Source organism: Candidatus Pelagibacter sp. (assembly GCF_052049835.1).
Lineage (GTDB): Bacteria > Pseudomonadota > Alphaproteobacteria > Pelagibacterales > Pelagibacteraceae > Pelagibacter.
The window spans coordinates 247573-270985 of sequence record NZ_JBNGZF010000002.1 but is presented as its reverse complement, the minus strand read 5'-3'; the positions used below and the strand labels follow the sequence as shown (position 1 = coordinate 270985).

26 protein-coding genes are annotated in these 23413 nt (G+C 29.1%); 14 read left to right on the top strand and 12 right to left on the bottom strand.

All coding sequences use genetic code 11. The features are described from left to right. Positions 1 to 17 precede the first annotated feature (17 nt). The 4 genes from argH (at position 18) to ACTT9R_RS02945 (ending at position 3465) form a co-directional block, all read left to right on the top strand. A complete protein-coding gene (argH, locus tag ACTT9R_RS02960; protein ID WP_440926577.1) occupies positions 18 to 1409 on the top strand; it encodes an argininosuccinate lyase in 1392 nt (463 codons plus the stop codon). Further along, positions 1406 to 1537 carry a hypothetical protein gene (locus tag ACTT9R_RS02955; protein WP_440908603.1) on the top strand — a complete coding sequence of 44 codons (132 nt, stop codon included), beginning with the start codon at positions 1406 to 1408 and terminating at the stop codon, positions 1535 to 1537. Before argH ends, ACTT9R_RS02955 begins: the two co-directional genes overlap by 4 nt. After that, the gene (gene lysA, locus ACTT9R_RS02950; RefSeq protein ID WP_440926576.1) at positions 1537 to 2751 is read left to right on the top strand and encodes a diaminopimelate decarboxylase; all 1215 of its coding nucleotides are present in this window, start codon (positions 1537 to 1539) and stop codon (positions 2749 to 2751) included. Before ACTT9R_RS02955 ends, lysA begins: the two co-directional genes overlap by 1 nt. A gap of 93 nt (positions 2752 to 2844) precedes the next feature. Further along, on the top strand, positions 2845 to 3465 hold the full coding sequence (locus tag ACTT9R_RS02945) for a lysophospholipid acyltransferase family protein (RefSeq protein ID WP_440926575.1): 621 nt from the start codon (positions 2845 to 2847) through the stop codon (positions 3463 to 3465). Here ACTT9R_RS02945 and dnaN read toward each other — a convergent pair. The 4 genes from dnaN to mutM form a co-directional block, all read right to left on the bottom strand. After that, the gene (gene dnaN / locus ACTT9R_RS02940; protein ID WP_440926574.1) at positions 3462 to 4574 is read right to left on the bottom strand and encodes a DNA polymerase III subunit beta; all 1113 of its coding nucleotides are present in this window, start codon (positions 4572 to 4574) and stop codon (positions 3462 to 3464) included. The genes ACTT9R_RS02945 and dnaN overlap by 4 nt on opposite strands. Next, positions 4564 to 5982, bottom strand: coding sequence for a chromosomal replication initiator protein DnaA (dnaA, locus tag ACTT9R_RS02935; protein ID WP_440926573.1), 1419 nt, complete (start codon positions 5980 to 5982; stop codon positions 4564 to 4566). The genes dnaN and dnaA overlap by 11 nt, the downstream gene beginning before the upstream one ends. 313 nt (positions 5983 to 6295) lie before the next feature. Then, positions 6296 to 6556 carry a 30S ribosomal protein S20 gene (gene rpsT, locus ACTT9R_RS02930; RefSeq protein WP_440926572.1) on the bottom strand — a complete coding sequence of 87 codons (261 nt, stop codon included), beginning with the start codon at positions 6554 to 6556 and terminating at the stop codon, positions 6296 to 6298. 50 nt (positions 6557 to 6606) lie between these two features. After that, positions 6607 to 7470, bottom strand: a complete 864-nt coding sequence (gene mutM, locus ACTT9R_RS02925) for a bifunctional DNA-formamidopyrimidine glycosylase/DNA-(apurinic or apyrimidinic site) lyase (protein WP_440926571.1) — start codon at positions 7468 to 7470, stop codon at positions 6607 to 6609. Positions 7471 to 7499: 29 nt separating this feature from the next. On the opposite strand from mutM, the gene ubiE reads away from it, so the two are divergent. Genes ubiE through ACTT9R_RS02895 form a run of 6 tightly spaced genes read left to right on the top strand, consistent with a single transcriptional unit; the run spans position 7500 to position 12615 of the window. Then, the gene (gene ubiE / locus ACTT9R_RS02920; RefSeq protein ID WP_440926570.1) at positions 7500 to 8207 is read left to right on the top strand and encodes a bifunctional demethylmenaquinone methyltransferase/2-methoxy-6-polyprenyl-1,4-benzoquinol methylase UbiE; all 708 of its coding nucleotides are present in this window, start codon (positions 7500 to 7502) and stop codon (positions 8205 to 8207) included. Further along, on the top strand, positions 8204 to 9772 hold the full coding sequence (gene ubiB / locus ACTT9R_RS02915) for a 2-polyprenylphenol 6-hydroxylase (RefSeq protein ID WP_440926569.1): 1569 nt from the start codon (positions 8204 to 8206) through the stop codon (positions 9770 to 9772). Before ubiE ends, ubiB begins: the two co-directional genes overlap by 4 nt. Before the next feature lie 8 nt (positions 9773 to 9780). After that, positions 9781 to 10986 carry a bifunctional phosphopantothenoylcysteine decarboxylase/phosphopantothenate--cysteine ligase CoaBC gene (gene coaBC / locus ACTT9R_RS02910; protein ID WP_440926568.1) on the top strand — a complete coding sequence of 402 codons (1206 nt, stop codon included), beginning with the start codon at positions 9781 to 9783 and terminating at the stop codon, positions 10984 to 10986. Further along, a complete protein-coding gene (gene dut / locus ACTT9R_RS02905) occupies positions 10986 to 11423 on the top strand; it encodes a dUTP diphosphatase (RefSeq protein ID WP_440926567.1) in 438 nt (145 codons plus the stop codon). The genes coaBC and dut overlap by 1 nt, the downstream gene beginning before the upstream one ends. Continuing rightward, the gene (locus ACTT9R_RS02900) at positions 11420 to 12175 is read left to right on the top strand and encodes a HesA/MoeB/ThiF family protein (RefSeq protein WP_440926566.1); all 756 of its coding nucleotides are present in this window, start codon (positions 11420 to 11422) and stop codon (positions 12173 to 12175) included. Before dut ends, ACTT9R_RS02900 begins: the two co-directional genes overlap by 4 nt. Beyond that, positions 12166 to 12615 (top strand): SH3 domain-containing protein, encoded by a 450-nt coding sequence (locus tag ACTT9R_RS02895; protein ID WP_440926565.1) that lies wholly within the window; start codon positions 12166 to 12168, stop codon positions 12613 to 12615. The genes ACTT9R_RS02900 and ACTT9R_RS02895 overlap by 10 nt, the downstream gene beginning before the upstream one ends. Here ACTT9R_RS02895 and ACTT9R_RS02890 read toward each other — a convergent pair. The 4 genes from ACTT9R_RS02890 to ACTT9R_RS02875 form a co-directional block, all read right to left on the bottom strand. Next, entirely contained in the window at positions 12612 to 13205 is a 594-nt protein-coding gene (locus tag ACTT9R_RS02890; protein WP_440926564.1) for a DUF3501 family protein, read from the bottom strand. The genes ACTT9R_RS02895 and ACTT9R_RS02890 overlap by 4 nt on opposite strands. A gap of 2 nt (positions 13206 to 13207) precedes the next feature. Further along, on the bottom strand, positions 13208 to 14539 hold the full coding sequence (locus ACTT9R_RS02885; protein ID WP_440926563.1) for a (Fe-S)-binding protein: 1332 nt from the start codon (positions 14537 to 14539) through the stop codon (positions 13208 to 13210). Between the two features lie 65 nt (positions 14540 to 14604). Further along, positions 14605 to 15021, bottom strand: a complete 417-nt coding sequence (locus ACTT9R_RS02880) for a rubrerythrin family protein (protein WP_075485664.1) — start codon at positions 15019 to 15021, stop codon at positions 14605 to 14607. 105 nt (positions 15022 to 15126) lie between these two features. Next, on the bottom strand, positions 15127 to 15555 hold the full coding sequence (locus ACTT9R_RS02875; protein ID WP_440926562.1) for a Fur family transcriptional regulator: 429 nt from the start codon (positions 15553 to 15555) through the stop codon (positions 15127 to 15129). A 91-nt stretch (positions 15556 to 15646) separates the two neighbouring features. Between ACTT9R_RS02875 and fabA the strand changes: the two genes are divergently transcribed. From fabA to ACTT9R_RS02855, 4 genes are read left to right on the top strand one after another with little or no spacing between them, the layout of a single operon-like run. After that, positions 15647 to 16150, top strand: coding sequence for a bifunctional 3-hydroxydecanoyl-ACP dehydratase/trans-2-decenoyl-ACP isomerase (fabA, locus tag ACTT9R_RS02870; RefSeq protein WP_440926561.1), 504 nt, complete (start codon positions 15647 to 15649; stop codon positions 16148 to 16150). After that, the gene (gene fabB / locus ACTT9R_RS02865) at positions 16147 to 17358 is read left to right on the top strand and encodes a beta-ketoacyl-ACP synthase I (protein WP_440926560.1); all 1212 of its coding nucleotides are present in this window, start codon (positions 16147 to 16149) and stop codon (positions 17356 to 17358) included. The genes fabA and fabB overlap by 4 nt, the downstream gene beginning before the upstream one ends. 3 nt (positions 17359 to 17361) lie before the next feature. Beyond that, a complete protein-coding gene (locus tag ACTT9R_RS02860) occupies positions 17362 to 18147 on the top strand; it encodes an enoyl-ACP reductase FabI (protein WP_440926559.1) in 786 nt (261 codons plus the stop codon). 17 nt (positions 18148 to 18164) lie between these two features. Further along, entirely contained in the window at positions 18165 to 18371 is a 207-nt protein-coding gene (locus tag ACTT9R_RS02855) for a DUF1737 domain-containing protein (protein ID WP_075485652.1), read from the top strand. A gap of 54 nt (positions 18372 to 18425) precedes the next feature. Here ACTT9R_RS02855 and pnp read toward each other — a convergent pair whose 3' ends face one another. The 4 genes from pnp to infB are packed head-to-tail and all read right to left on the bottom strand — an operon-like array spanning position 18426 to position 23404. Then, a complete protein-coding gene (pnp, locus tag ACTT9R_RS02850; protein ID WP_440926558.1) occupies positions 18426 to 20498 on the bottom strand; it encodes a polyribonucleotide nucleotidyltransferase in 2073 nt (690 codons plus the stop codon). A 57-nt stretch (positions 20499 to 20555) separates the two neighbouring features. Continuing rightward, positions 20556 to 20804 (bottom strand): 30S ribosomal protein S15, encoded by a 249-nt coding sequence (gene rpsO, locus ACTT9R_RS02845; protein WP_075485648.1) that lies wholly within the window; start codon positions 20802 to 20804, stop codon positions 20556 to 20558. 12 nt (positions 20805 to 20816) lie between these two features. After that, entirely contained in the window at positions 20817 to 21185 is a 369-nt protein-coding gene (gene rbfA, locus ACTT9R_RS02840) for a 30S ribosome-binding factor RbfA (RefSeq protein WP_440926557.1), read from the bottom strand. After that, positions 21185 to 23404, bottom strand: a complete 2220-nt coding sequence (gene infB, locus ACTT9R_RS02835) for a translation initiation factor IF-2 (protein WP_440926556.1) — start codon at positions 23402 to 23404, stop codon at positions 21185 to 21187. Before infB ends, rbfA begins: the two co-directional genes overlap by 1 nt. Positions 23405 to 23413 lie beyond the last annotated feature (9 nt).

The following is a 23413-nucleotide window of genomic DNA, read 5'->3' as shown; positions in this document are numbered from 1 at the left end:
AGGTATAATTAAATATCATGGCAAAAAATAAAAACAACCAAGCAATCTGGAACACACGTATAAAAAAAAATGCATCAAGTTTGTTTCAAAAAGTCGGTAATTCAATAGATATTGATAAAAGACTTTATAAAGAAGATATTCAAGGATCAATTGCTCATGTTGAGATGCTTTTTAAACAAAAAATAATTTCATTCAAAATAAAAAATAAAATTATTTATGGACTAACAAAAATTGACAAGGAAATAACAAACAATAAATTTGAGTTTAATAAAAAATATGAAGATATTCATATGAATATCGAAATGAGACTTTTTCAAATTATAGGTGAAGAAGCTGGCTACGTTCACACTGCAAGATCAAGAAATGATCAAGTAATTACTGATTTTAAAATTTGGATGAAAAATTCAACCAAAGAAATAAATAATAACATTAATAAAGTTATTAAGAGTACAATCAAGTTAGCCGAAAAAAATGTTGAGACTATTATGCCTGGATTTACACACCTTAAAAATGCTCAAGCTATCTCTTTTGCACATTATTTAATGTCTTATGTAGAAATGTTTAATAGAGACAAAAAGAGATTTTCTAATAATTTAGATAGTTTAAATGAAAATCCTTTAGGTGTTGCGGCTTTAGCAGGAACATCATTTAATATAGATAGAAATTATACAACCAAAAAACTTGGTTTTAAAATACCTACAAATAATTCTATTGATACAGTTTCAGATAGAGATTTTGTTTTAGATTTTTTATACGCTTCATCTGTGTGTGCTATGCATATTTCTAGAATTGCTGAAGAGTTGATTATTTGGAATTCGGATGCTTTTAACTTGATCAATTTATCTGATAAAGTTGTTACCGGATCTTCTATAATGCCACAAAAGAAGAATCCTGATCTTTTAGAGTACTTGCGTGGTAAATCAGGAAGCGCTTATGGAAATTTATTTTCGATGCTTACAATTTTAAAAGGCTTACCACTGTCTTATTTTAAAGATCTGCAAGACGATAAGGAGATTGTTTTCAAATCTAACGACAATCTAAATAATTGTTTAAAAATTTGCGATGAAATACTAAAAAATTGTAATCCAAATAAGAGTAAAATGTTAGAACTTGCTAATTCTGGATATATTACAGCCACTGATTTAGCTGACTATCTTGTGAAAAATCACTCAATGTCTTTTAGAAAAGCATATCAAAAAACTGCTGCTGTAGTTAATTTGGCTGAAAAGAGAAAAAAGAAATTAAATGAACTGACTTTAGAAGAATTAAGAAAAATCGAACCTAAACTTAAAGATGATGTATTAAAAGTATTTAATTTAAAAAATTCAATTAATTCAAAAAAATCTTATGGTGGAACTTCTTTTGATAATATTAAAAAAATGATAATGAAATATAAAAGAGAAAAATGATTAAAAAATTTACCATAATTATATTATTATTTTGTGCCGTTATTTCTTGTGGAAAAAAAGGTGATCCTAAATACGTAGATCCAGATAAAAAAGCAGAAATAAAAAAAGTTTCAGTTAACCTAGCTTAATGAAATACATAAATAAAACACTAACAATAGAAAAAATTAATCTCCAAAAAATTGCAAATAAATTTGGAACTCCATTTTATTCTTATTCTTATTCTAAATTAAAGGAAAATATTAATAATTTTAAAAAAAACTTCAGATCTTTTTCACCACTTATCTGCTTTGCGGTTAAATCTAATACAAATGTTAATATAATTAGAGAAATTAAAAAATTTGGATTAGGTGCTGATGTTGTTTCAGTAGGAGAACTAATGATGGCACTAAAAGCAGGAATTAATCCAAGCAAAATAGTATTTTCTGGTGTTGGTAAAACAACAGGTGAAATCAGCTTTGCTATTGATAAAAAAATTTTGCTTATTAACGCTGAGTCTTTAAGTGAAATAAAAGAAATAAATCGAATAGCAAAATCAAAAAATAAAAGAATAAAAATTGGTGTAAGACTTAACCCCAACACAGATGCAAAAACATTAAGTCAAATATCCACTGGGAAAAAAGAAAATAAATTTGGTGTAAATAAAAATACATTCTATGAAATTATAAATTATTGCAAAAATTCAAAAAATATTGATTTAAAATGTCTAAGTGTTCATATAGGTAGTCAAATTTTAGACCATAGACCATATGAAAAAATGCTTAAAGCGGTTAGTCAAATTCTCAATAAATCAAATCATAAATTTGAATTTATAGATTTAGGTGGAGGTATGGGCATTACTTATACTGATAAAAATAAAAAACTTAATTATAAAAAATATAATACAGCTATTCTTAAATTTTTAAGAAGACATAGAGTTAAAATTATATTTGAGCCAGGTAGATCAATTATTGGCGATACCGGTACATTAGTATCAAAAATAATCTATATAAAAGACAGCGGAAGTAAAAAGTTTATCATTTTAGATGCTGCAATGAATGATTTAATGAGACCCGCTTTATATGGTGCGTTTCATAAAACCTTACCTGTTACAAAATCTAATAAAACATCTAAAAAACCATATGAATTTGTAGGTCCTATTTGTGAAAGTACAGATAAATTTATTACATTAAAAAAGTTTCAAGTGTTAAATGAAAAAGATTTAATAGCAATATGCGATGTGGGAGCTTATGGAATGTCGCTTAGCTCAAATTATAATTTAAGACCTAAACCAGTGGAATTATTAATAAAGGGATCAAAAATTAAAGTAATAAGAAAAAGACAAAAGCATAAAGATATAATTTAGCTTTTGACAAAAATGATAAGAAACTTTTTATTTTCAATATTGTTTTTCACTGGAATCATCTTTATTTCGATAATTTTTTTACCATCGTTTTTTTTGCCTAAACAGGTTGTTTTAATTGGGGGTAAATTAATGGGCTATTGGGCCAGTTTTTGTTTAAGGTTTTTTCTTTCAGTAAAAATTTCAATCAAAGGAAGAGAAAATATTATTAATAATGAAAAATTTTTTATAGCAGCATCTCATCAATCAATGTTTGAAACTTTTTATTTACAAACAATCTTTAACTCACCTGTATTTATTCTAAAAAAAGAATTATTGTTAATTCCAATTTTTGGTTGGTACTTAAAAAAAATTGGATCAATTACAATAAAAAGAAATAAAGTTACAAAAGATAACTTGGGTTTTTTTGATGATATTTCAAAAATGATGGCTACTTCTAATAGACCTTTAATTATTTTTCCTCAAGGAACTAGAGTTCTTCCAGATGAAAGACCACCTTTTAAAAAAGGTGCTTCGAGAATTTATGAACAGCTAAATGTTGCTTGTCAGCCAGTTGCAATTAACTCTGGATATGTTTGGCCTAAAAAAGGTAAAAAGAAATCTAATAAAACAATTACAATCTCTATTCTAAAACCAATTCCTTCTGGGTTAACAAAGAAAAATTTTATACAAATTCTTGAAAAAAATATTTATTCAGAGTTAGATTTAATTAATTAGCCCTTCATAGGCATAACAACAAAAATACTATCAAAATCACCTGGATCTTTTATTAGCGCCGGTGAACCAGTATCATTAAAGAAAATTTCAACTCTGTCTCCATCTAGTTGTGAAGCAACATCTATTAAATATCTAGAGTTAAAACTTATCTCTAGATCATGATCAAACTTAACACTTAAAGTTTCTTTACCATCGCCACTGTTAGTATTATTTACTGAAAGATCTAGAGTATCTTTAGATAAATTAAATTTCACACCATCTTTTTTATCTAATGAAACAGATGCTACTCTATCAACAGAATTCAAAAATAATTTTAAGTCTATTTCTAATTTTTTTTGATTATTTTTAGGTATAACTTGAATATAATTAGGAAATTTTCCATCAATAAGTTTTGAAATTAAAATACTATTATTTAATTCAAATTTTATTTTTGATTTAACATTTGAAACTTTTACATCTCCATCGTAGCTATCTAACAAAGAGCAAAGTTGAAAAATTGTTTTTTTAGGTAAAATTATTGGATCAAAATCAATTTTTTCCTCTAATCTAATTTTTGAAATAGACATTCTATGACTATCAGTTGCAACTGCTGTTAAATAATTTTTATCTTCAACTTCTGTTTGATGAAAATAAATTCCACTTAGATAATGTCTTGTTTCGTCATTAGAAACTGAAAATTTACACTTATTTAATAATTTCAATAATTGTTTTGATTTAATTATAAATTCATTTTGATTAAAATTTTCATCTGTCAGTGGAAACTCTGTTGCACTTATACAATTCAAATTAAAAATAGATTTTTCAGACTCTACTTGTAATTTACTTATATCTGTTAGAGAAAGATTTATTTTTTTTCCTGAGTTAAACTTTCTTATAATATCATACATGATTGAGGAAGTTGTAGTTGTTTTGCCCTCCTCTAGAATTTCTACATTATTTAATTGATGTATAAATATTAAATCTAGATCAGTCGCAGTGATAGTAAGTTTTGAATTGCTTGCATCTAACAAAATATTAGAAAGTATTGGTAATGTACTTCTTTTTTCAATAACTCCTTGGCAATAATTTAATGCTTGCTGAAGGTCTTGTTGATTAACGTTAAATTTCATTTTCTTTATTATTATATAAAATCTGGTTTTTTAATTTATTTATATTATCAACCATCTCAGGATCTTTTTCTTTTATCTTTTCAATAGTTTTTACTGAATGAATTATTGTTGTATGGTCTCGGTTAGAAAATTCTCTTCCAATCTCAGGTAATGATTTAGAAGTCAAAATTTTAGTTAAATAAATTGCTGTTTGCCTTGGTCTTACTAAATATCTTGATCTTCTAGATGATAACATTTCATTTTTGCTGATTTTGAAAAACTTACATACAATTGTCTGAATAAGATCTATTGTAACTTTATTTTCTGCTAAATTTAATAAATCCTTTAAAACTACTTTAGTTTCAGCAAGATTTGGGACTTTGTTGTAAATTCTTGAAAATGAAACAACTCTGTTTATTGCACCAACTAATTCTCTTACACTTCCAGTAATTTCATTACTTACAAAATCTTGAATTTCTCTAGAAACATGTAATTGTTCGGAATATAAGGCATTCAATTCTTCAGTTTTTTTTTCAACTATTTTTTTTCTTAGCTCCAGATCTGGCTTTTGAATATCAACAACTAATCCACCAGAAAATCTTGATTTAATTCTTTCTTGAATCCTTGATAATTTATTTGGTGATCGATCAGCTGATACAATTATTTGAGACCCCTTATCAAGTAATGCATTAAATGTATGAAAGAACTCCTCCTGCATAGCCTCTTTTCCACTTATAAACTGAATATCATCGATTAATAAAATATCTGTATTTCTAAAATATTCTTTAAACTTAACCATGTCGTTTAATTTAATTGATTTTACAAACTGATACATGAAACGCTCAGCAGAAATAAACATTACTTTATTATTTTTTTTAAGCTCTAACCCTATTGAGTTTAATAAGTGAGTTTTTCCCATTCCAACACCACCATAAATATAAAGTGGATTATAGTGAGATATATTTTCTGAAACTTTTAAAGAAGCTTCGTAAGCTAATTTGTTACTTGAACCTGTAATAAAATTATCAAATCTTTTATTTGGATCAATTCGATTATACTGAAGATAAGAGTCTTTTATAAATGAAACATTTTCATTAGTATTATTCTCTTTAATACTATTTTCTTTTAAAGCGATATCTTGAGCTTTTTCAACTATTTTGAACTCAATTCTAATAATGTCTTTTTTATAAACTTTAATTATTTTTAATATTTGGTCTAAATACCTTGATGTAATCCAATCTCTAATAAATCTTGTTGGAACTGATAATAATAAGTAATTATTGAATTCCTCAACAAAAGAAATCTTTTTTAACCAGCTCTCGTAAACTTCTAAGCCTAGTTTATTTTTCATTTCGTTCTGTACTTGCTTCCATTCGAAACTTTCAGAAGAAAAATTATTAATATTTTTTGTATTTGTTAATTTATTCATAACTTAAGGGGAAATCTCAGTTAGAACTATTTAAAAAAATTTGCAACAAGTTAATAAAGAAATTTAAAAAAAAATAAAATCTATGATTGTGATTTATATTTTAAAAAATAAATTCTAAATTAAACTTAAATTTAAAATTATAAATTGAATCGAATATAGATTGAATCAATTAATTGATTGAATTAAAATTAAATCAAATATAGATTGAATGACGATAATCCAAATATTTACTAAATCTAAATATAGTAACTTAAAACAAAACTTAAATATATAATGTGGATATCAGGAGTTGTTTGAAAATTTAAACTAACGTTTAAATTGCAGCAATTTTTTTTGTTATTCTAGAAACATTTCTAGAAGCATTTTGTTTTTTTATTATTCCTGTTTTTGCAATTTTCATCAACTCAGAGTTTAACTTTGGTAGAAATTTAAGAGCTTCATCTTTCTTTTTATCATCAATTAGAAGATTCATTTTCTTAAGAGCGTTTCTAAACCTACTCTTTCTAGCCTTATTTACCGCTGTTTGTTTAGAAATTCTTCTAATTCTCTTAATTGCTGATTTTGTGTTTGCCATCTGCGCAGGTGTATAACTTGGGAATTTAAAGTGGTCAACTAAATATTTAACTATTTTTGACAAGAAATACAAAAAAAAGTTGATCTATTTGATGTTATTTTTTTTTTTATAATACCCTTGCACTGCATACGCTTACAACCAGTACCGTCTTGCTGATAAACTTTAAACTCTTTTTGAAAGTTACCTTTGTTACCTGAAATATCTTTAAAATCTCTTATACTTGAACCTCCCTTATTAATTGCCTGTTGAAGTATTTTCTTACAATTTAAAATAATATTTAAACATTCATTTTTTTTAAGTCTTTTTGCCTTTTTAAATGGATTTATTTTACTAGCAAAAAGAATTTCACTTGCATAAATATTACCTATTCCAGAAACAAATCTCTGGTCAAGTAAGAAACTTTTTATATCCTTATTTTTTTTCTTAAAATAATTAACTACATAATTTAAGTTAAATTTGTCACTAAATGGTTCAGGTCCCATTGATTTAAATCTTCTCTCTAGATCTTCATAATTTTTAATTATTTCAAAAAATCCAAAACGTCTTGGATCATTATAAATTACTTTCAAGCTATCAAATACAAACTCTGCATGATTGTGTTTTTTAGGTAAAAAAGGTGAATGATAAAAACTAGTATTCGTAAATTTTAGAGGCTTTTTCTTATCAAGAATATGAATTGTTCCTGACATTCCTAAATGGATTAAAAAATAATTTTCATTTTGAAAATGAATAATCAAATATTTAGAAAATCTACTAACTTCAATTATTTTTTTATTTTTAAGAAAACTTTCAAAATCACTTGGTATTTTAAACCTTAAATTTCTGTTTCTGATTATTACTTTTTTTATGCTTTTTTTTTTGATCTTTTTATGAAGGGATTGTCTAACAATTTCTACTTCTGGTAATTCTGGCATTTGATACTATATTCAATATATATTTTTTTATGCAACAAAATCTTCAAAATAAAAAAGGCCTTGTAGAAAATGTGTTTAATCAGGTCTACAACAAATATGACTTGATGAATGACTTTATGTCTATGGGTGTACATAGATATTGGAAAAAAAGTTTAATTAATATGATGAATCCGAGAGTTAATAGAAAATTAATAGATGTTGCGTGTGGGACAGGGGATATTGGAAAATTATTTTTAGATACTACGAGTAAAGAGACTGAAATTACTTGTGTAGATCCTAATAAAGGAATGGTTAGTCAAGGAAAGCAAAAATTATCTAATTACAAAAATGTAAAATGGGTTATTTCTCCAGCAGAAAAATTACCAATAACAGACAATTCATTTGATTATTACACTATTAGCTTTGGGCTAAGAAATACAAAAAATTTAAATAAAGCACTTTCAGAAGCTTATAGAGTTTTAAAACCTGGTGGACGCTATCTATGTCTGGAATTTTCTAAGATTCAAAATTCAAATCTTGATTTTGTATATAAGAATTATTCAAAACTTATTCCTATTATTGGTCAGTTTGTAGTTGGAGAAAAAGAACCTTACGAATATTTAATCAAAAGTATTGAACAATTTATTAATCAAGATGAATTGATAGAGTTGATGGAAAAAAATAATTTTCATAAATGTTCTTATAGAAATCTTTCTGGTGGTATTGTTTCAATTCATAGTGGTTGGAAAATTAAATGATTAAAATGCTTATTACTTTATTTAAATTAGGAAGAAAAATTGCAAAATCAGATATTTTAAAAATTGCATCAAAATTTAAAAAACCTCCTTTAGTTGTAACAGTATTGTTTCAAATTTTATCCATTTCATTTGAAAAAAAGGAACAAAATAATTTAATTGAAGATGATGGAGAAAGACTATCTAGGTCATTAGAATCTATGGGTACAACTTTCATCAAACTTGGACAATTTCTTGCTACTAGACCAGATATAATCGGAGAAGAATTATCTTTAAAGCTAGAAAAACTTCAAGATCGATTACCCCCTTTTTCAATTCATGAAGCAAAAGAAATTATTAAAGAAGATCTTGGAGCTGATGCATTTAATTCAATAATTGATTTAAGTGAACCAGTTGCTGCTGCATCAATTGCACAAGTTCATAAAGCAAAAATAAATGATAATGGAACTATTAAAGATGTGGCAATAAAAATTTTAAGACCAAATATAAAAAAAATATTCAATGAAGAAATAGATGCAATGATGTTATTTGCATTTATTATTGAGTCATTTGTAAAAAAAACAAAAAGATTAAAACTTGTTGAAGTTGTTTTTTTACTTAAAGAAATAACTAATCTTGAAATGGATTTGAGATTTGAAGCTGCTGCAGCAAATGAATATGCAGAAAATACTAAAAATGATGCTGGGTTTAAAGTTCCTGAGATTTATTGGAATTTTACTAGTGAAAATGTAATGACTTTAGATTGGATAGATGGAATTTCAATAAGGGAAGCTGAGGAGTTAAAGAAAAGAAATTTAGATACTAATAAAATAGCTGAAGATATTATCCAGCATTTTTTGAGACATGCTGTAAGAGATGGTTTTTTTCATGCAGACATGCATCAAGGAAATATTTTTGTTGATAATAGTGGCCAGATTGTACCTATAGATTTTGGGATTATGGGTAGATTAGATAAACTTAGTAAAAGGTTTTTAGCAGAAATTTTATTTGGATTTATTCAAAGAGATTATCGAAAAGTAGCTGAAGTTCACTTAGTGGCTGGATTAGTTCCTAAAGAAGTACCAATTGATGATCTGGCTCAAGCTTTGAGATCAATTGGTGAGCCTATATTTGGTCAAGAAGTGAAAGATATTTCAGGAGGTAAATTACTCAAACAATTGTTTGATGTAACAGAAAAATTTAATATGCAAACTCAACCTCAATTATTAATGTTGCAAAAAACAATGGTTGTTGTTGAAGGTGTGGCAAGAAAATTAAATCCAAACACAAATATTTGGACAACTTCAAAGCCTGTACTAGAAAATTGGCTTAAAGAAACAAAAGACCCAATTAATAATTTAAATGAAACTTTAAAAAATACATCTGAAGTTATTAAACGTTTACCAGAGTTTCCTGAGATTATGGATAAAGCAAATCAAGCATTAACGTTTTTAGCTAGTGGTCAAATTCCACAAAATTCAAATTCTTACACAGCTCTGAATGATAAGAAATCAGAAATGATAGCATTTAGAAATCAATCTATTATTGGTTTATTACTTCTTGTAATTTTTGGCCTTATAGTATTTTAATTCTGCAGATGAAAAATTTGTTAAATAAAAAAATACTATTTATTATCTGTGGAGGAATATCTGCTTATAAAAGTCTTGAAACAATTAGGCTCTTTAAAAAAAATGGTGCAGATATAAAAACAATTCTTACAGCAAGTGCAAAAGAGTTTGTAACTCCACTTTCAGTCACATCACTTTCTCAAGGTAAAGTTTACAGCGATTTATTTAGTATAGAAAATGAGGCTGAAATGGATCATATTTCACTTTCAAGATGGGCAGATATAATTGTAATTGCACCTGCAACGGCAAATACAATTTCAAAACTGGCTCAAGGAACAACTGATGATTTAGCATCCACTGTTGTTTTGGCTTCAGATAAAGATATTATTTTAGCACCAGCAATGAATGTAAGAATGTGGGAGCATCCAACTACTAAAACAAATATAAAAAAATTAAAAGGGTTTGGATATAAACTAATTGGTCCTGAGGCTGGTGATATGGCATGTGGTGAATATGGAGAGGGTAAAATGTCAGACCCATCAGTAATTGCTGAAGAAGTTGATAAATATTTCTTAACTCAAAAAAATAACAAAAAATTTAAAGCATTAGTTACAGCAGGTCCAACTAATGAGTATATAGATCCAGTTCGTTTTATTACAAATAAATCAAGTGGCAAACAAGGATATGAATTAGCAAAATCATTATCTAAAAAAGGTTTTGATACAACATTAATATCAGGTCCAACTAATCTTGAAATAACTAAAGATATCAATCTTATAAAAGTTGAAACAGCAGATGAAATGTTAGTTGCTACTCAAGAAAATTTACCTGTTGATGTAGCAATTTTTTCTGCTGCGGTAGCTGATTATAAAATTAACAAAAAGTATGAAAATAAAATTAAAAAACAAGAGAACTTAAACTTAAATTTAGAAAAGAATGTAGACATACTTCATTATGTTTCTAACCATAACTCTATGAGACCTGAACTTGTCATTGGATTTGCAGCAGAAACTAACGAGATTGATAAAAATGCAGAGGAAAAATTAAATAAGAAAAGTTGTGACTGGATAATTTCTAATGATGTATCAAATAAAGATATAGGATTTAATTCTGATTATAATGAGGTAACAATTCATTATAAAAACAAAGACGTTAAAAAAGAAAAACTTTCATATAAAAAAAAATCTGGAATTTCTGATGAAATAGTTGATAGAATAATTGATCAATTAAATTAATGGCTAAAATTCTTATCAAAAAGTTAGACCCTGCGGTTGAATTACCTGCTTACAAAACAGAAGGTGCATCAGGTATGGATTTGATGGCATTAGTAAAAGAACCTATTAATCTTAAACCAAACTCATCATGCTTAGTACCAACAGGTCTTGCTGTTGCATTTTCAAGTGATTTTGAAATCCAAATAAGACCAAGATCTGGTTTAGCTGCAAAAAACAATATTAGTGTTTTAAATACACCTGGAACTATTGATAGTGATTACAGGGGAGAAATAAAAGTAATCCTTTTTAATCACGGAAAAAGTGATTTTTTAATAAATAATAAGGATAGAATAGCACAAATGATTTTAACTCCTGTAATTAAAATGGATCTTGAGGAAACTGATGATCTACCAGAAACAATTAGAGGAGAAGGTGGGTTTGGCTCAACAGGAAAATGAGCAAAAATTTAAACAAAAAAGAAATAGAGAAATTCTCGAGGCAAATAATTCTTAAAAATATTGGTTCAACAGGTCAAAAAAAAATTTTATCTTCAAAAGTCTTGATAGTTGGTATGGGTGGTCTAGGTTGCCCAGTAGCAGAATTTTTAACTAGATCGGGTATTGGTACACTTGGGATTGCAGATCATGATACTGTAAGTCTCTCTAATATCCACAGACAAAGCCTGTATAATGAAAAAGATATAAATCAATCAAAAGTAAAGATTGCAAAAAAAAAATTAAATAAAATTAATCCAAAGACAAAAATAAATATTTTTAATTTAAAATTAAATAAAACTACACTTGAAAAAATTATTAAAAATTATGACTATATTGTTGATGGAACTGATAACTTTGAAAGTAAATTTTTAATAAATGATTTAAGTCTAAAATATAAAAAATTTCTAGTAACTGGTGCTATAAGTAAGTTTGATGGACACATTTTTACTTTTAATTTTATCAACAAAAAAGATCCTTGCTTGAGATGTTTTTATCAAGAAGAAACAATATCTGATGAAATTTTAAATTGTGAATACGAAGGAATTTTAGGAACCGTTGCAGGAATAATAGGTACGTTACAAGCTAATGAAGTTTTAAAAAAAATATTAAATATTGGACAAAATTTAAATGAATACATTCTAATTCTAGATCTATTAAATTTAAATTTCAGAAAAGCAAAAATTAATAAAAGAATAAAATGCTTATGCAACTAATAATAAAAAAAATTTATATAGTATTTTTTTTGTTATTTTTTTCTCACATTTCGCTTGCTAATGAAATTTTTGTCTCTCTTAAAAAAAATAAAGTAAATGTTCGTTACGGACCAAGTTTTGAATCTGATATTAAATACGTTTATAAAAAAATAAATCTTCCATTAAAACAAATCGATAAAAAAGAGAATTTTAGACGAATTATAGATTTAAAAAATAACAGTGGGTGGATTCATATCTCTCAATTAAAAAAAAGTAATTCTGTAATAGCTACGAAAGATAAAGTTTTATTTAAAAAACCTACATCTTTTGCTAAACCAATTGCTCAAATAAAAGAGGGAAGATTATTAATTGTAGAAAAATGTGAACAAAATTGGTGTAAAATTACATCAAAAAAATTTGAAGGTTGGATTAAAACAGATAATATTTGGGGACTAAATTAATTAAAATCAGTAGATAAAGAGGCTATATTTTCTTTAGATAATTTTGTGCTATGAGAATACTCTTTATGGTCAATTCCAAGCTCAATTTCTGAGCTATTAGATTGAAATTTTTCTATTTGATCATCAGTAAAATTAAAATGAATAAACTGTACTGATGAAGCTTTTCCCTCAGAAGAAGTTCTATCAACATCTTCTTCTGGAACTGCTTTAATTTTCTCACCATTTATTTTCATAAATACTGTTTCTTCTATTCCACCAACTTTTCCGAGAAACGCAGCCCTTGAAATAGGATTATCTATTTCAAACATTAAAGTTGCAGTTAGTTCTTTGCCGTTAGGTATTAAAGGATTGTACGCAGTTAACTCATCCTGAAGTTGCTCATCACCACCTTTTTCGATGTATAGCATTTCTTGTACTTGAGCTAACATTGTTTCATAACTTTCAAAATAAAAAGTAGCATAAGGCCCTAAAGCGACTCTTCTATTTTTTTTATAATCAACAATACTTTTTCTTAATTCACGTCTCTTTTCTATATAAACATCTAAAGGCATAATGTCTTCTTTTTGAATTTCTCTTTTTTCTCTAGGCATGATCATAAGTTATAACTTTTTGCCACCAATTCGATAGGGTGTAGTGCCTCATCATTAGATATGTTTGTATCAACTTCTAACTGTTTTAAATGTTTACCAGCTAAAGGACAATCCGAAGCCATATACTTATTATTTTTAGTTTTTATTTGTCTCACTGTAGGTCTTCCAACTTTATTTGCTAAATCATGAGTTTCTCTCATTACTCCAAAAGTTCCTCCATGACCCGCGCATCTTTCAACTACATCAATTTTAACGTTTGGTATCAATTTTAACATATCTCTTGCTTTGATTCCCATATTCTGTGCTCTAGCGTGACAAGCATGATGCACAGTTACACCTCCATCAATCTCATTTAATCCTTCTGCTAATCCCTCATTGTTTGCAATATCCACGACATACTCATCAATATCCATAACATTTGCAGATAATTTTTTTATTTTTTCATCGTTTGGTAATAACAAAGGCCATTCAAATTTTAACATCAACCCACAACTCGCTGTTAATGTTACTACTTTATATCCTTTATCAATCCATTCGATTAAATCCTTAGAAACTTTTTTCGCTTGCTCGACAACTTTTGGCAGATCTGCTTGCTCTAAAAATGGCATCCCACAACAACCAGGATAAGCTTCCTGGACCTCTACACCATTTTTTTTTAAAACTTTTAAAGCTGCAACACCTGTATTTTTTTTATTAAAATTAACAAAACAAGTTGAATAGATAACAACTTTTCTATCTTTAGAAGGTGTTTGATAATTTATCTTATCTTTATTTTTTTTGAAAAAATTTGAAAACGTTTCTGAGTTATATTTTGGTAACTGAACTCTTTTATCTATTCCTGCAATAAGTTCTAAGATTTTTCTAATTAATTTATTCTTAATATTAGATGCCCAGTTAATTATTTTTGAGAACATTACACCAATTTTGGCGTTTCGGTCTATTTGGGCTAATTGTGTTGGTACGCTTGGTAATTTACCTAATTTTTTTTGAGCTGTTCTATATCGCAACATTAAATGTGGAAAATCTAGATCAAAATCATGAGGTGGAACATATGGGCATTTAGTCATAAAACACATATCACACAAAGTGCATGCATTAACAACAGGGGCAAATTGATCACTAGATAAGCTTTCAACATCCTCATTTTTAGATTCATCAATCATGTCAAATAGCTTTGGAAATGAATCGCAAAGATTAAAACATCTTCTACATCCATGACAAATATCAAACACTCTTCTCATTTCAGCATCTAATTTTTCAGGATTTAAAAAATCAGGATGCTCAAAATCTATAGGATGTCGTACAGGCGCACCTAAACTTCCTTCTTTGCTCATATAATAAAGTTTTTTGAAATTCGAATTGTTTTTAGTGGGCGACTTACGCCCACTAAGAAATTTGATTAGCTAATAGACTCTAAAGTTTTTTGAAATTTACCAGCGTGTGATTTTTCAGCTTTAGCTAAAGTTTCAAACCAGTCAGCAATTTCTTCAAAACCTTCTTCTCTAGCTGTTTTGGCCATACCAGGGTACATATCAGTATACTCATGAGTTTCGCCTTGTACTGCCGAAGCTAAATTTGCTTTTGTTTCACCAATTGGCATACCAGTTCCTGGATCACCAACTTCCTCTAGATACTCCAAATGACCATGTGCATGACCAGTTTCACCTTCGGCTGTTGATCTAAAAACTGCAGCTACATCATTGTAACCTTCTATGTCAGCTTTTTGTGCGAAATAAAGATATCTTCTGTTTGCTTGACTTTCACCAGCAAATGCTTCTTTTAAATTTTCTTCTGTTTTACTTCCTTTTAAAGACATTTTTTCTCCTTTTTAATGATTAACAAACCATATAATGCATATTGACAGTATGTCAATAGTTTAGAATTATTATAATGTAGATTTTAAGTGTATGATTTAATTAAATTATTTTTGAGTTTGATTATCACTCGCAACTCTAACCAACACTTCAACGGAATTTATTTTTTTTCCTGTTATATTTTTTTTAATATTTATTTTGTCTATATCGCTCTCATCACAATCAATTAGCTCATGCGTGTCTTCATCAAAAAAATGATGATGTGCTGATGTGTTTGTATCAAAATAACTTTTGTGACTATCGATTGAAATTTCTTTTAAATATCCTTTTTTTTCAAATGCATGAACTGTGTTATAAACTGTGGCTAGAGATATCTTTTCATTCATTTTTTCAGATATCATTTTAACAAGATCGTTAATTGTGAAATGGAAAGTTTTTTCTCTATTATACAAAACTTCACACATTTTTATTCTTTGCTTGGTCGGTCTAAGCCCAACTTCTCTTAATTTTTCAATAAAATTACAGTTTTTTGGCATTGTTTTTTATAATTATTCTAAAGTATGAATAAAAATTTAGTGTTTTATTATATTATATTAGGATTAAATCAAGTATTAAGGGTGCTCTAATATGAAAAAAAACTCATACTCCTATGATGATCTAATAACTTGTGGGAATGGTGATCTTTTTGGTCCTGGTAATGCAAAATTACCACTCCCGCCAATGCTTATGTTTGACAGAATAACTGAAATCAATGAAAATAATGGAGCGTTTAATAAAGGCTCTCTAAAAGCTGAATTAGATATTAAAGATGATCTTTGGTTTTTTGATTGTCATTTTAAAAAAGATCCAGTTATGCCAGGGTGCCTAGGTTTAGATGCTATGTGGCAACTGGTAGGTTTTTTTCTAGGTTGGCTAGGAAATCCTGGAAAAGGAAGAGCTCTAGGAGTGGGTACTGTTAAATTTACAGGTGAAGTATTACAGAGTGTAAAAAATGTAAGATATGAAATAGATATGAAAAAAATTATGTCTCCTGGAGGAGCAACTGTTGGACTTGCAAATGGAATTGTTCTTGCAGATAATAAAAAAATATATTCAGCAGAAAGTTTAAAAGTGGGGTTATTTAAACAATGAGAAGAGTAGTTATTACAGGTTTAGGAGTTGTTTCTTGTTTAGGAAATAATCAAGAAGAAGTTCATCAATCTTTATTAAATTCAAAATCAGGAATTTCTTATGCTGAAGATTATAAAGAGCATAACCTGAAAAGCCATGTTCATGGTAAACCAAATATTAAACTTGAGGATCATATAGATAGAAAAACAATTAGATTTATGGGATCAGGCTCAGCTTACAATTATATTGCAATGAAAGAAGCTATTGAAGACTCTGGATTAGAAGAAAGTGAAGTAAGTAATTTTAAAACTGGAATTGTGATGGGCTCAGGTGGACCTTCTATAGAAAATGTAATTTTAGCTGCAGATAAAACTAGAGCGAAGACACCAAAATTAATGGGACCTTTTATTGTTCCAAGAACTATGGCCAGTACTGCTTCTGCAACACTTGCCGTACCATTTAAAATTAAAGGAACTAACTACACAATGAGTTCTGCATGTGCAACTAGTGGACATTGCATAGGAAATTCTATGGAATTAATTCAAATGGGTAAACAGGATGTAGTTTTTGCAGGTGGTAGTGAAGAAATTCATTGGGCAATGACAGCAATGTTTGACGCTATGACAGCTTTATCATCAAAATATAATGACACTCCACAATCTGCGTCTAGAGCTTATGACAAAACTAGAGATGGATTTGTAATTGCAGGTGGTGCAGGCGTATTAGTACTTGAAGAACTCGAACATGCTAAAGCAAGAGGAGCTAAAATATATGCAGAATTAACTGGTTATGGAGCAACTTCGGATGGATACGACATGGTAGCGCCATCGGGTGAAGGCGCTGTTAGATGTATGAAAATGGCAATGGCAACTGCTAAAAATAAAATTAATTATATTAATACTCATGGAACATCTACTCCAGTTGGAGATATAACTGAGCTTAATGCTATTAAGGAAACTTTTGGAGAAGATATTCCAAAAATAAGTTCAACAAAATCTTTATCTGGTCATCCTTTAGGGGCTGCTTCAGTGCATGAGGCAATCTATTGTTTGATCATGATGAAAAATAATTTCATAACAGGATCAGCAAATATTACAGATATGGATGATGATGCTAAAAAATTTCCAATTGTTGCGAAAACTGAAACAGGAGTAACCTTAAATACAGTAATGTCAAATAGCTTTGGCTTTGGCGGAACTAATGCAGCTTTAATTTTTGAAAAGGTTTAGTTTATGAGTTTGATGAAAGGTAAAAAAGGATTAATCATGGGTGTTGCTAATGAAAGATCTATTGCTTGGGGTATTTCTCAAAAACTTGCTGAAGCTGGAGCTGAGTTAGCATTTACTTATTTAGGTGATGCTTTAAAAAAAAGAGTAGTTCCTTTAGCAGAAAAATTAAATTCAAATGTTACATTTAGTTGTGATGTTGAAAAAAAAGAAGAAATTGTAAAATTATTTGAGGATATCAAATCCCAATGGGGTGAAATTGATTTTGTAGTACATGCAGTTGCTTTCTCTGATAAATCAGAGTTATCAGGTGAATATTTAAATACGACTAGAGAAAACTTTTTAAGAAGTATGTTAATCTCATGCTTTTCATTTACTGAAGTAGCAAAAGAAGCTTCAAAGGTAATGAAACAAGGTGGAAGCTTATTAACTTTAACTTATGAGTCTACGAAAGCAATTCCAAATTATAACGTAATGGGTGTTTGTAAATCAGCTTTAGAGGCCAGTGTTAAATATTTAGCTAGAGATTTGGGTACTAAAGGCATGAGAGTAAATGCTATAAGTGCAGGACCTATCAAGACATTGGCTGCCTCTGCAATTGGAGACGCAAAATTCCTATATAAATGGAATGAAGACCATTCTTTTCTTAAGAGAAATGTAGATATCCATGATGTTGGAAATTCAGCATTATATCTACTAAGTGACCTTGCAAACGGAGTTACTGGTGAAATTCACTACGTAGATGCTGGATATAACAAGGTAGGAATGCCAGATCCTAAAAATATAACCTAAAATTTAGTTAAAAATATATGAAGGGATACAGATTTATTACTGATGATGATACAGCAAGATTTTGTAATCGAGTAACTGAGGCATTATCGAATGGATGGAAATTATATGGTGAACCCAAAATGACATTTGATAAAAAACGAGGAATAATGCGTTGTGGCCAAGCAGTTATAAAAAATGTTCCAAATAAAAAATACCTAAAAAAAATAAATTTATCTTCAATATAAAAAACCCCTAAAACTCTCATTCCAGGGGTTTAAAATTTTAATTTAAGTTATAGATTATTCAGCAGCTTGTTTCATAGAAAGTTTAACTTTACCTCTATCGAAACCAATCACTTTAACTTTAACTTCGTCACCTTCTTTAACAACATCAGTAACTTTAGCTACTCTTTTATCTGCTAGTTCTGAGATATGAACTAGTCCATCTTGTTTTCCTAAGAAATTAACAAATGCACCAAACTCCATAATCTTCATTACTTTACCTGAATAAATTTTGTTTAATTCAGCTTTTGCAGTGATGTCTTTAATCATTTGCATTGCGATGTTTCTAGACTCTTCATCTGGAGCAGCAACTGTTACCACACCTTCGTCATTTACATCTACTTTCGCACCTGATTTTTCAACTATCTCTCTGATTGTTGCACCACCTTTTCCAATTACGGCAGCAATGTCTTTTTTATCTACATTGACTTGTTCCATTTTTGGAGTGTGTTTTCCAACATCAGATCTTGAAGCTGATAATGCTTTATTCATTTCACCTAAGATGTGAACTCTTCCATCTTTAGCTTGGCTTAATGCCTGCTCCATAATTTCAAATGTAATTCCTGTAATTTTGATATCCATTTGAAGAGAGGTAATTCCATCTTTAGTTCCAGCAACTTTAAAGTCCATGTCACCAAGGTGATCTTCATCACCTAAAATATCTGATAGAACACTAAAATCATCACCTTCTTTAATTAATCCCATTGCAATACCTGCAACTGGCTCTTTTATTGGTACTCCAGCATCCATTAATGCTAATGATGTTCCACAAACGGTAGCCATTGAAGAAGAGCCATTAGACTCAGTAATCTCTGAAACTACTCTAAAAGTATATGGAAATGCTTCTTTTGTTGGTAATGAAGAATTGATTGCTCTCCAAGCTAATTTTCCATGACCAATTTCTCTTCTGCCTGTTCCAATTCTTCCAGTTTCTCCAACTGAAAAAGGAGGAAAATTATAGTGAAGCATAAATCGTTCTCTTTGAAGCCCATCTAAGCTTTCAATTCTCTGTTCATCATCAGATGTTCCTAAAGTTGCAACTACTATTGCTTGAGTTTCACCTCTAGTAAACAAAGCAGAACCATGCGCACGTGGTAAAACTCCAACTTCACATTCTATAGGTCTTACATCTGATAAGCCTCTACCATCAATTCTATTTTTGTTTTTAAGTATATCAGTTCTAACAATTGATTTTTCAAGATTTTTTAACTGACTGTTAACATCAAGATCTGTGTAGCTTTCATCTTCCTCATAAAGCTTTTTAGCTTTATCAGTAATCTCTGAAATCTGATTTGATCTATCTTGTTTATCTCTTGTTGCAAAAGCTTTCTTAAGATCTTCCGTAAAAGTTTCCTCAAGTTTTTTCTTAACTTCAGATAAATCTTTTTTCTCAACTGTCCATTCAGGTTTTCTACATTCTTTTGCAAGTTCCTCAATCATTTTAATCACTGGAACAAAGCCTTCATGACCAAATTTAACTGCGTTTAACATTTCTTCTTCTGTCAGACCACTTGCTTCAGACTCAACCATAAGCACAGCATCTTTTGTACCTGCTACAACTAAATCTAATTTTGATTTTTCTAGTTCTATTTTAGATGGGTTTAAAACATACTTTCCATCTATAAAACCAACTCTTGAAGCTCCAACAGGGCCCATAAATGGCATTCCTGATATAGCTAAAGCTGCTGAAGATGCAGTGATTGATAAAATATCTGGTTCATTTTCTTTATCGTATGAAATTACTGTTGGCAATAACTGTACTTCATTTTTAAATTCATCAGGAAACAAAGGTCTGATTGGTCTGTCAATTAATCTAGAGATTAATGTTTCGCTCTCAGTTGGTCTTGCTTCTCTTTTAAAATATCCACCTGGAATTTTTCCAGCTGCATAATATTTTTCTTGGTAATTTACAGATAATGGAAAGTAATCCATGTCAGGATTTACTTTTTTTGATCCTACTACTGTTGCTAGTACGACTGTCTCTCCACATGTTGCGATTATTGCACCGTCTGCCTGTCTTGCTACTTTACCTGTTTCTAAACTTATCTTCTTTCCCGCTACTTCAATTTCCTTCTTGTATACTTTAAACATTTCATTTCCATTTCGTTTCGTTCGTTTCGTTCCATTCCGTTCTATCTATCTTGACTTCTATTTTCTTAAATTCAATTTCGACAGTACATTTTTGTAAGAATCCATTTTATTTTTCTTTAGATATTCTAACAATTTCTTTCTTCTATTTACCGCTCTCAACAATCCAACAGATGAATGTTTATCTTTTTTGAATTGCTTAATATGTTTAGAGAGAGTTTCAATTTTCTCTGTTAGCAAAGCGATCTGTATCTCTGAAGATCCAGTGTCTTTATCGTGCATTGCTAATTCTTGTGCCTTTTTGTTCATTCCTCTTTCTTCCTATTTATTTGTTTGTTTTATTAAGTTTTCGATTTTTTCCGCATACTCAAAAGACTCGTCTTTTCTAAAAAGTAATTTTGGTAAAAATTTCATATCCACCTTTTGTGATAAAATTTTTCTAATTAAAAATGAGTATTCCTTTAAAACATAAATTGTTTCCTCCGCATCTTTTCCACCCAACGGGAGAACATATGCTTTAGCAATTTTTAAATCAGGACTCATTCTAACCTCAGTAACTGTTATAGTATTAGTTTCTAAGTTAGGCACCTTAGCCTCATTTCTTATAAAAATCATGCTTAAAGACTGCTTAATCATTTCTCCTACTCTAAGTTGTCTTTGAGATACTGGTTTTCCTATTCTATCTGCCATTAAATTGACCTCTCTGTAGATGTTACACTAAATGCCTCTATTGTGTCATTTTTTTGAAAATCCATATAATCTTTAACAGCTATTCCACATTCTTGACCATCACTTACCTGTTTAACTTGGTTTTTTTCTCTAAATATCGTTGAAACTTTTCCAGTATATATAATAGCACCATCTCTAATAATTCTTACATCTGAAGTACTATTAATTTCCCCCTCCGTTACTTTTGAACCAGCAACTTTTCCTGCACCTGAAACTTTAAATATTTCTAAAATTTGTGCAGTACCAATAATTTTTTCTTGGACATCTGGCGCCAATAATCCTGACATTCTCTGCTTTATATAATCTAGAACTTCGTAAATAATATTATATGAAGATATTTTTATCTTCTCATTTTCAGCAAGTTTTTTTGCTTCTTTACTTGGTTTAACATTAAAAGCAATTAATACTGCATTTGATGCTTTCGCTAATGTAACGTCTGTCTCAGTCACCATTCCAATATCTGCTAAAATTATTTTAGGTTTGACTTCATCGTGCTTAATTTGACTAATTGCATTTTTAATTGCTTCAGATGATCCATGAACATCAGATTTAATTATTAAATTTAATTCTTCTGTAGATTTGTCTGAAAAAGCAGAATCTTGAGTTGCAAATGTTAGTGGATTTTTTCCATCTTTACTTTCTTGAGCTCTATTTTCACTCAGTGTCTTAGCTTCTTTTTCTGTATCAAGAACAATAAAATCATCTCCAGCTTTTGCTGCACCATTTATTCCTAAAATTTCAACAGGAGTAGAAGGTAACGCTTCGTTAATATTTTGACCTTTGTCATTAATAATAGCTCTTACTTTTCCCCACTTTAAACCACTTACAAAAAAATCACCTCTCTTAAGTGTTCCTGTTGTTACAATTATATTTGCAACAGGACCTCTACCAACATCAATTTTAGACTCTAAGACTATACCTGTAGATTTAGATTCATAATCTGTTTTAAGATCTAAAATCTCTGCTTGAAGAATTATGGCCTCTACTAATTTATCCAAATTTTGTTTTGTTTTAGTTGAGATTTCTACCATTAAAGTATCACCAGATAAATCTTCAGAAATTAATTCATGCTCTAATAACTGATTTTTTATTTTTTGAGGATCTGCCTCTGGTAAATCACATTTATTTATAGCTACAACTATTGGAACATTTGCAGCTTTAGCATGCTTGATTGATTCAACGGTTTGAGGTTTAACCCCATCATCTGCAGCAACCACTAATACAACAACATCGGTTAATTTTGATCCTCTTGCTCTCATCTCTGTAAAAGCAGCGTGGCCTGGTGTATCAATAAATGTTAATTTATTATCATGGCTTTCGATTTGATAGGCTCCGATATGTTGAGTTATCCCTCCAAATTCCCCTGAAACCACATTTGCACTTCTGAGTACATCTAGTACTGATGTTTTGCCATGATCAACATGACCCATAACAGTAACTATTGGTGGTCGATTTTTTAAGTTTTCAGTTCTTGAAGCTTTTATTTTTTTTATTATTTCTTCGGCTTTTTCTTCTCTTATTGGATTATGACCAAATTCTTTTACTAAATATTCTGCAGTATCTGCAGCTAAGGTTTGATTGATAGTTACTGTAACACCCATTCCAAATAAATGTTTAATTACATTGCTAGATTGTTCGGCCATCCTATTCGCCAGTTCTCTTACCGTAATTGCTTCAGGAATATTAACATCCCTTTTAATTAGTTTTAAATTTTCTTGAGAGTCATCTTTTGTAGCATTTTTAATTTCTTTTTGTCTTGCTCTCTTCACTGATGCTAAACTTCTCTGTTTTGCATCAATCTCATCACTTAATGCTCTTGATACAGTTAATTTTAATTCTCTTTTCTTGGTACCTACCTTTAAAGTCTTTTTGTCTTTATTTTCACTAACTCCTTTAAGTCTTTTAGTGGCTCTTTGCTCTGCTAATTTTCTCTTTTCAAAATCATTTGTTATAGGTGTTGATTTTGGATTAAATGAAGATTTTAATAGAGTTCCTCTGTTAAACGTTGAGGTTGTTCTTGGCTTATTCACATTAGATCTAAATGATCCACCTCTACCAGAGAATTTTCCAGTTTGTTTTTCAATTACTACAGAATTTTTTACTTTAGTTTTAGCAATCTCAATATTCTTGATTGATTTTTTGGCTGAGCCTGAAATTGTTAATTTTGTTTTTTTCTCCATACCTCATCA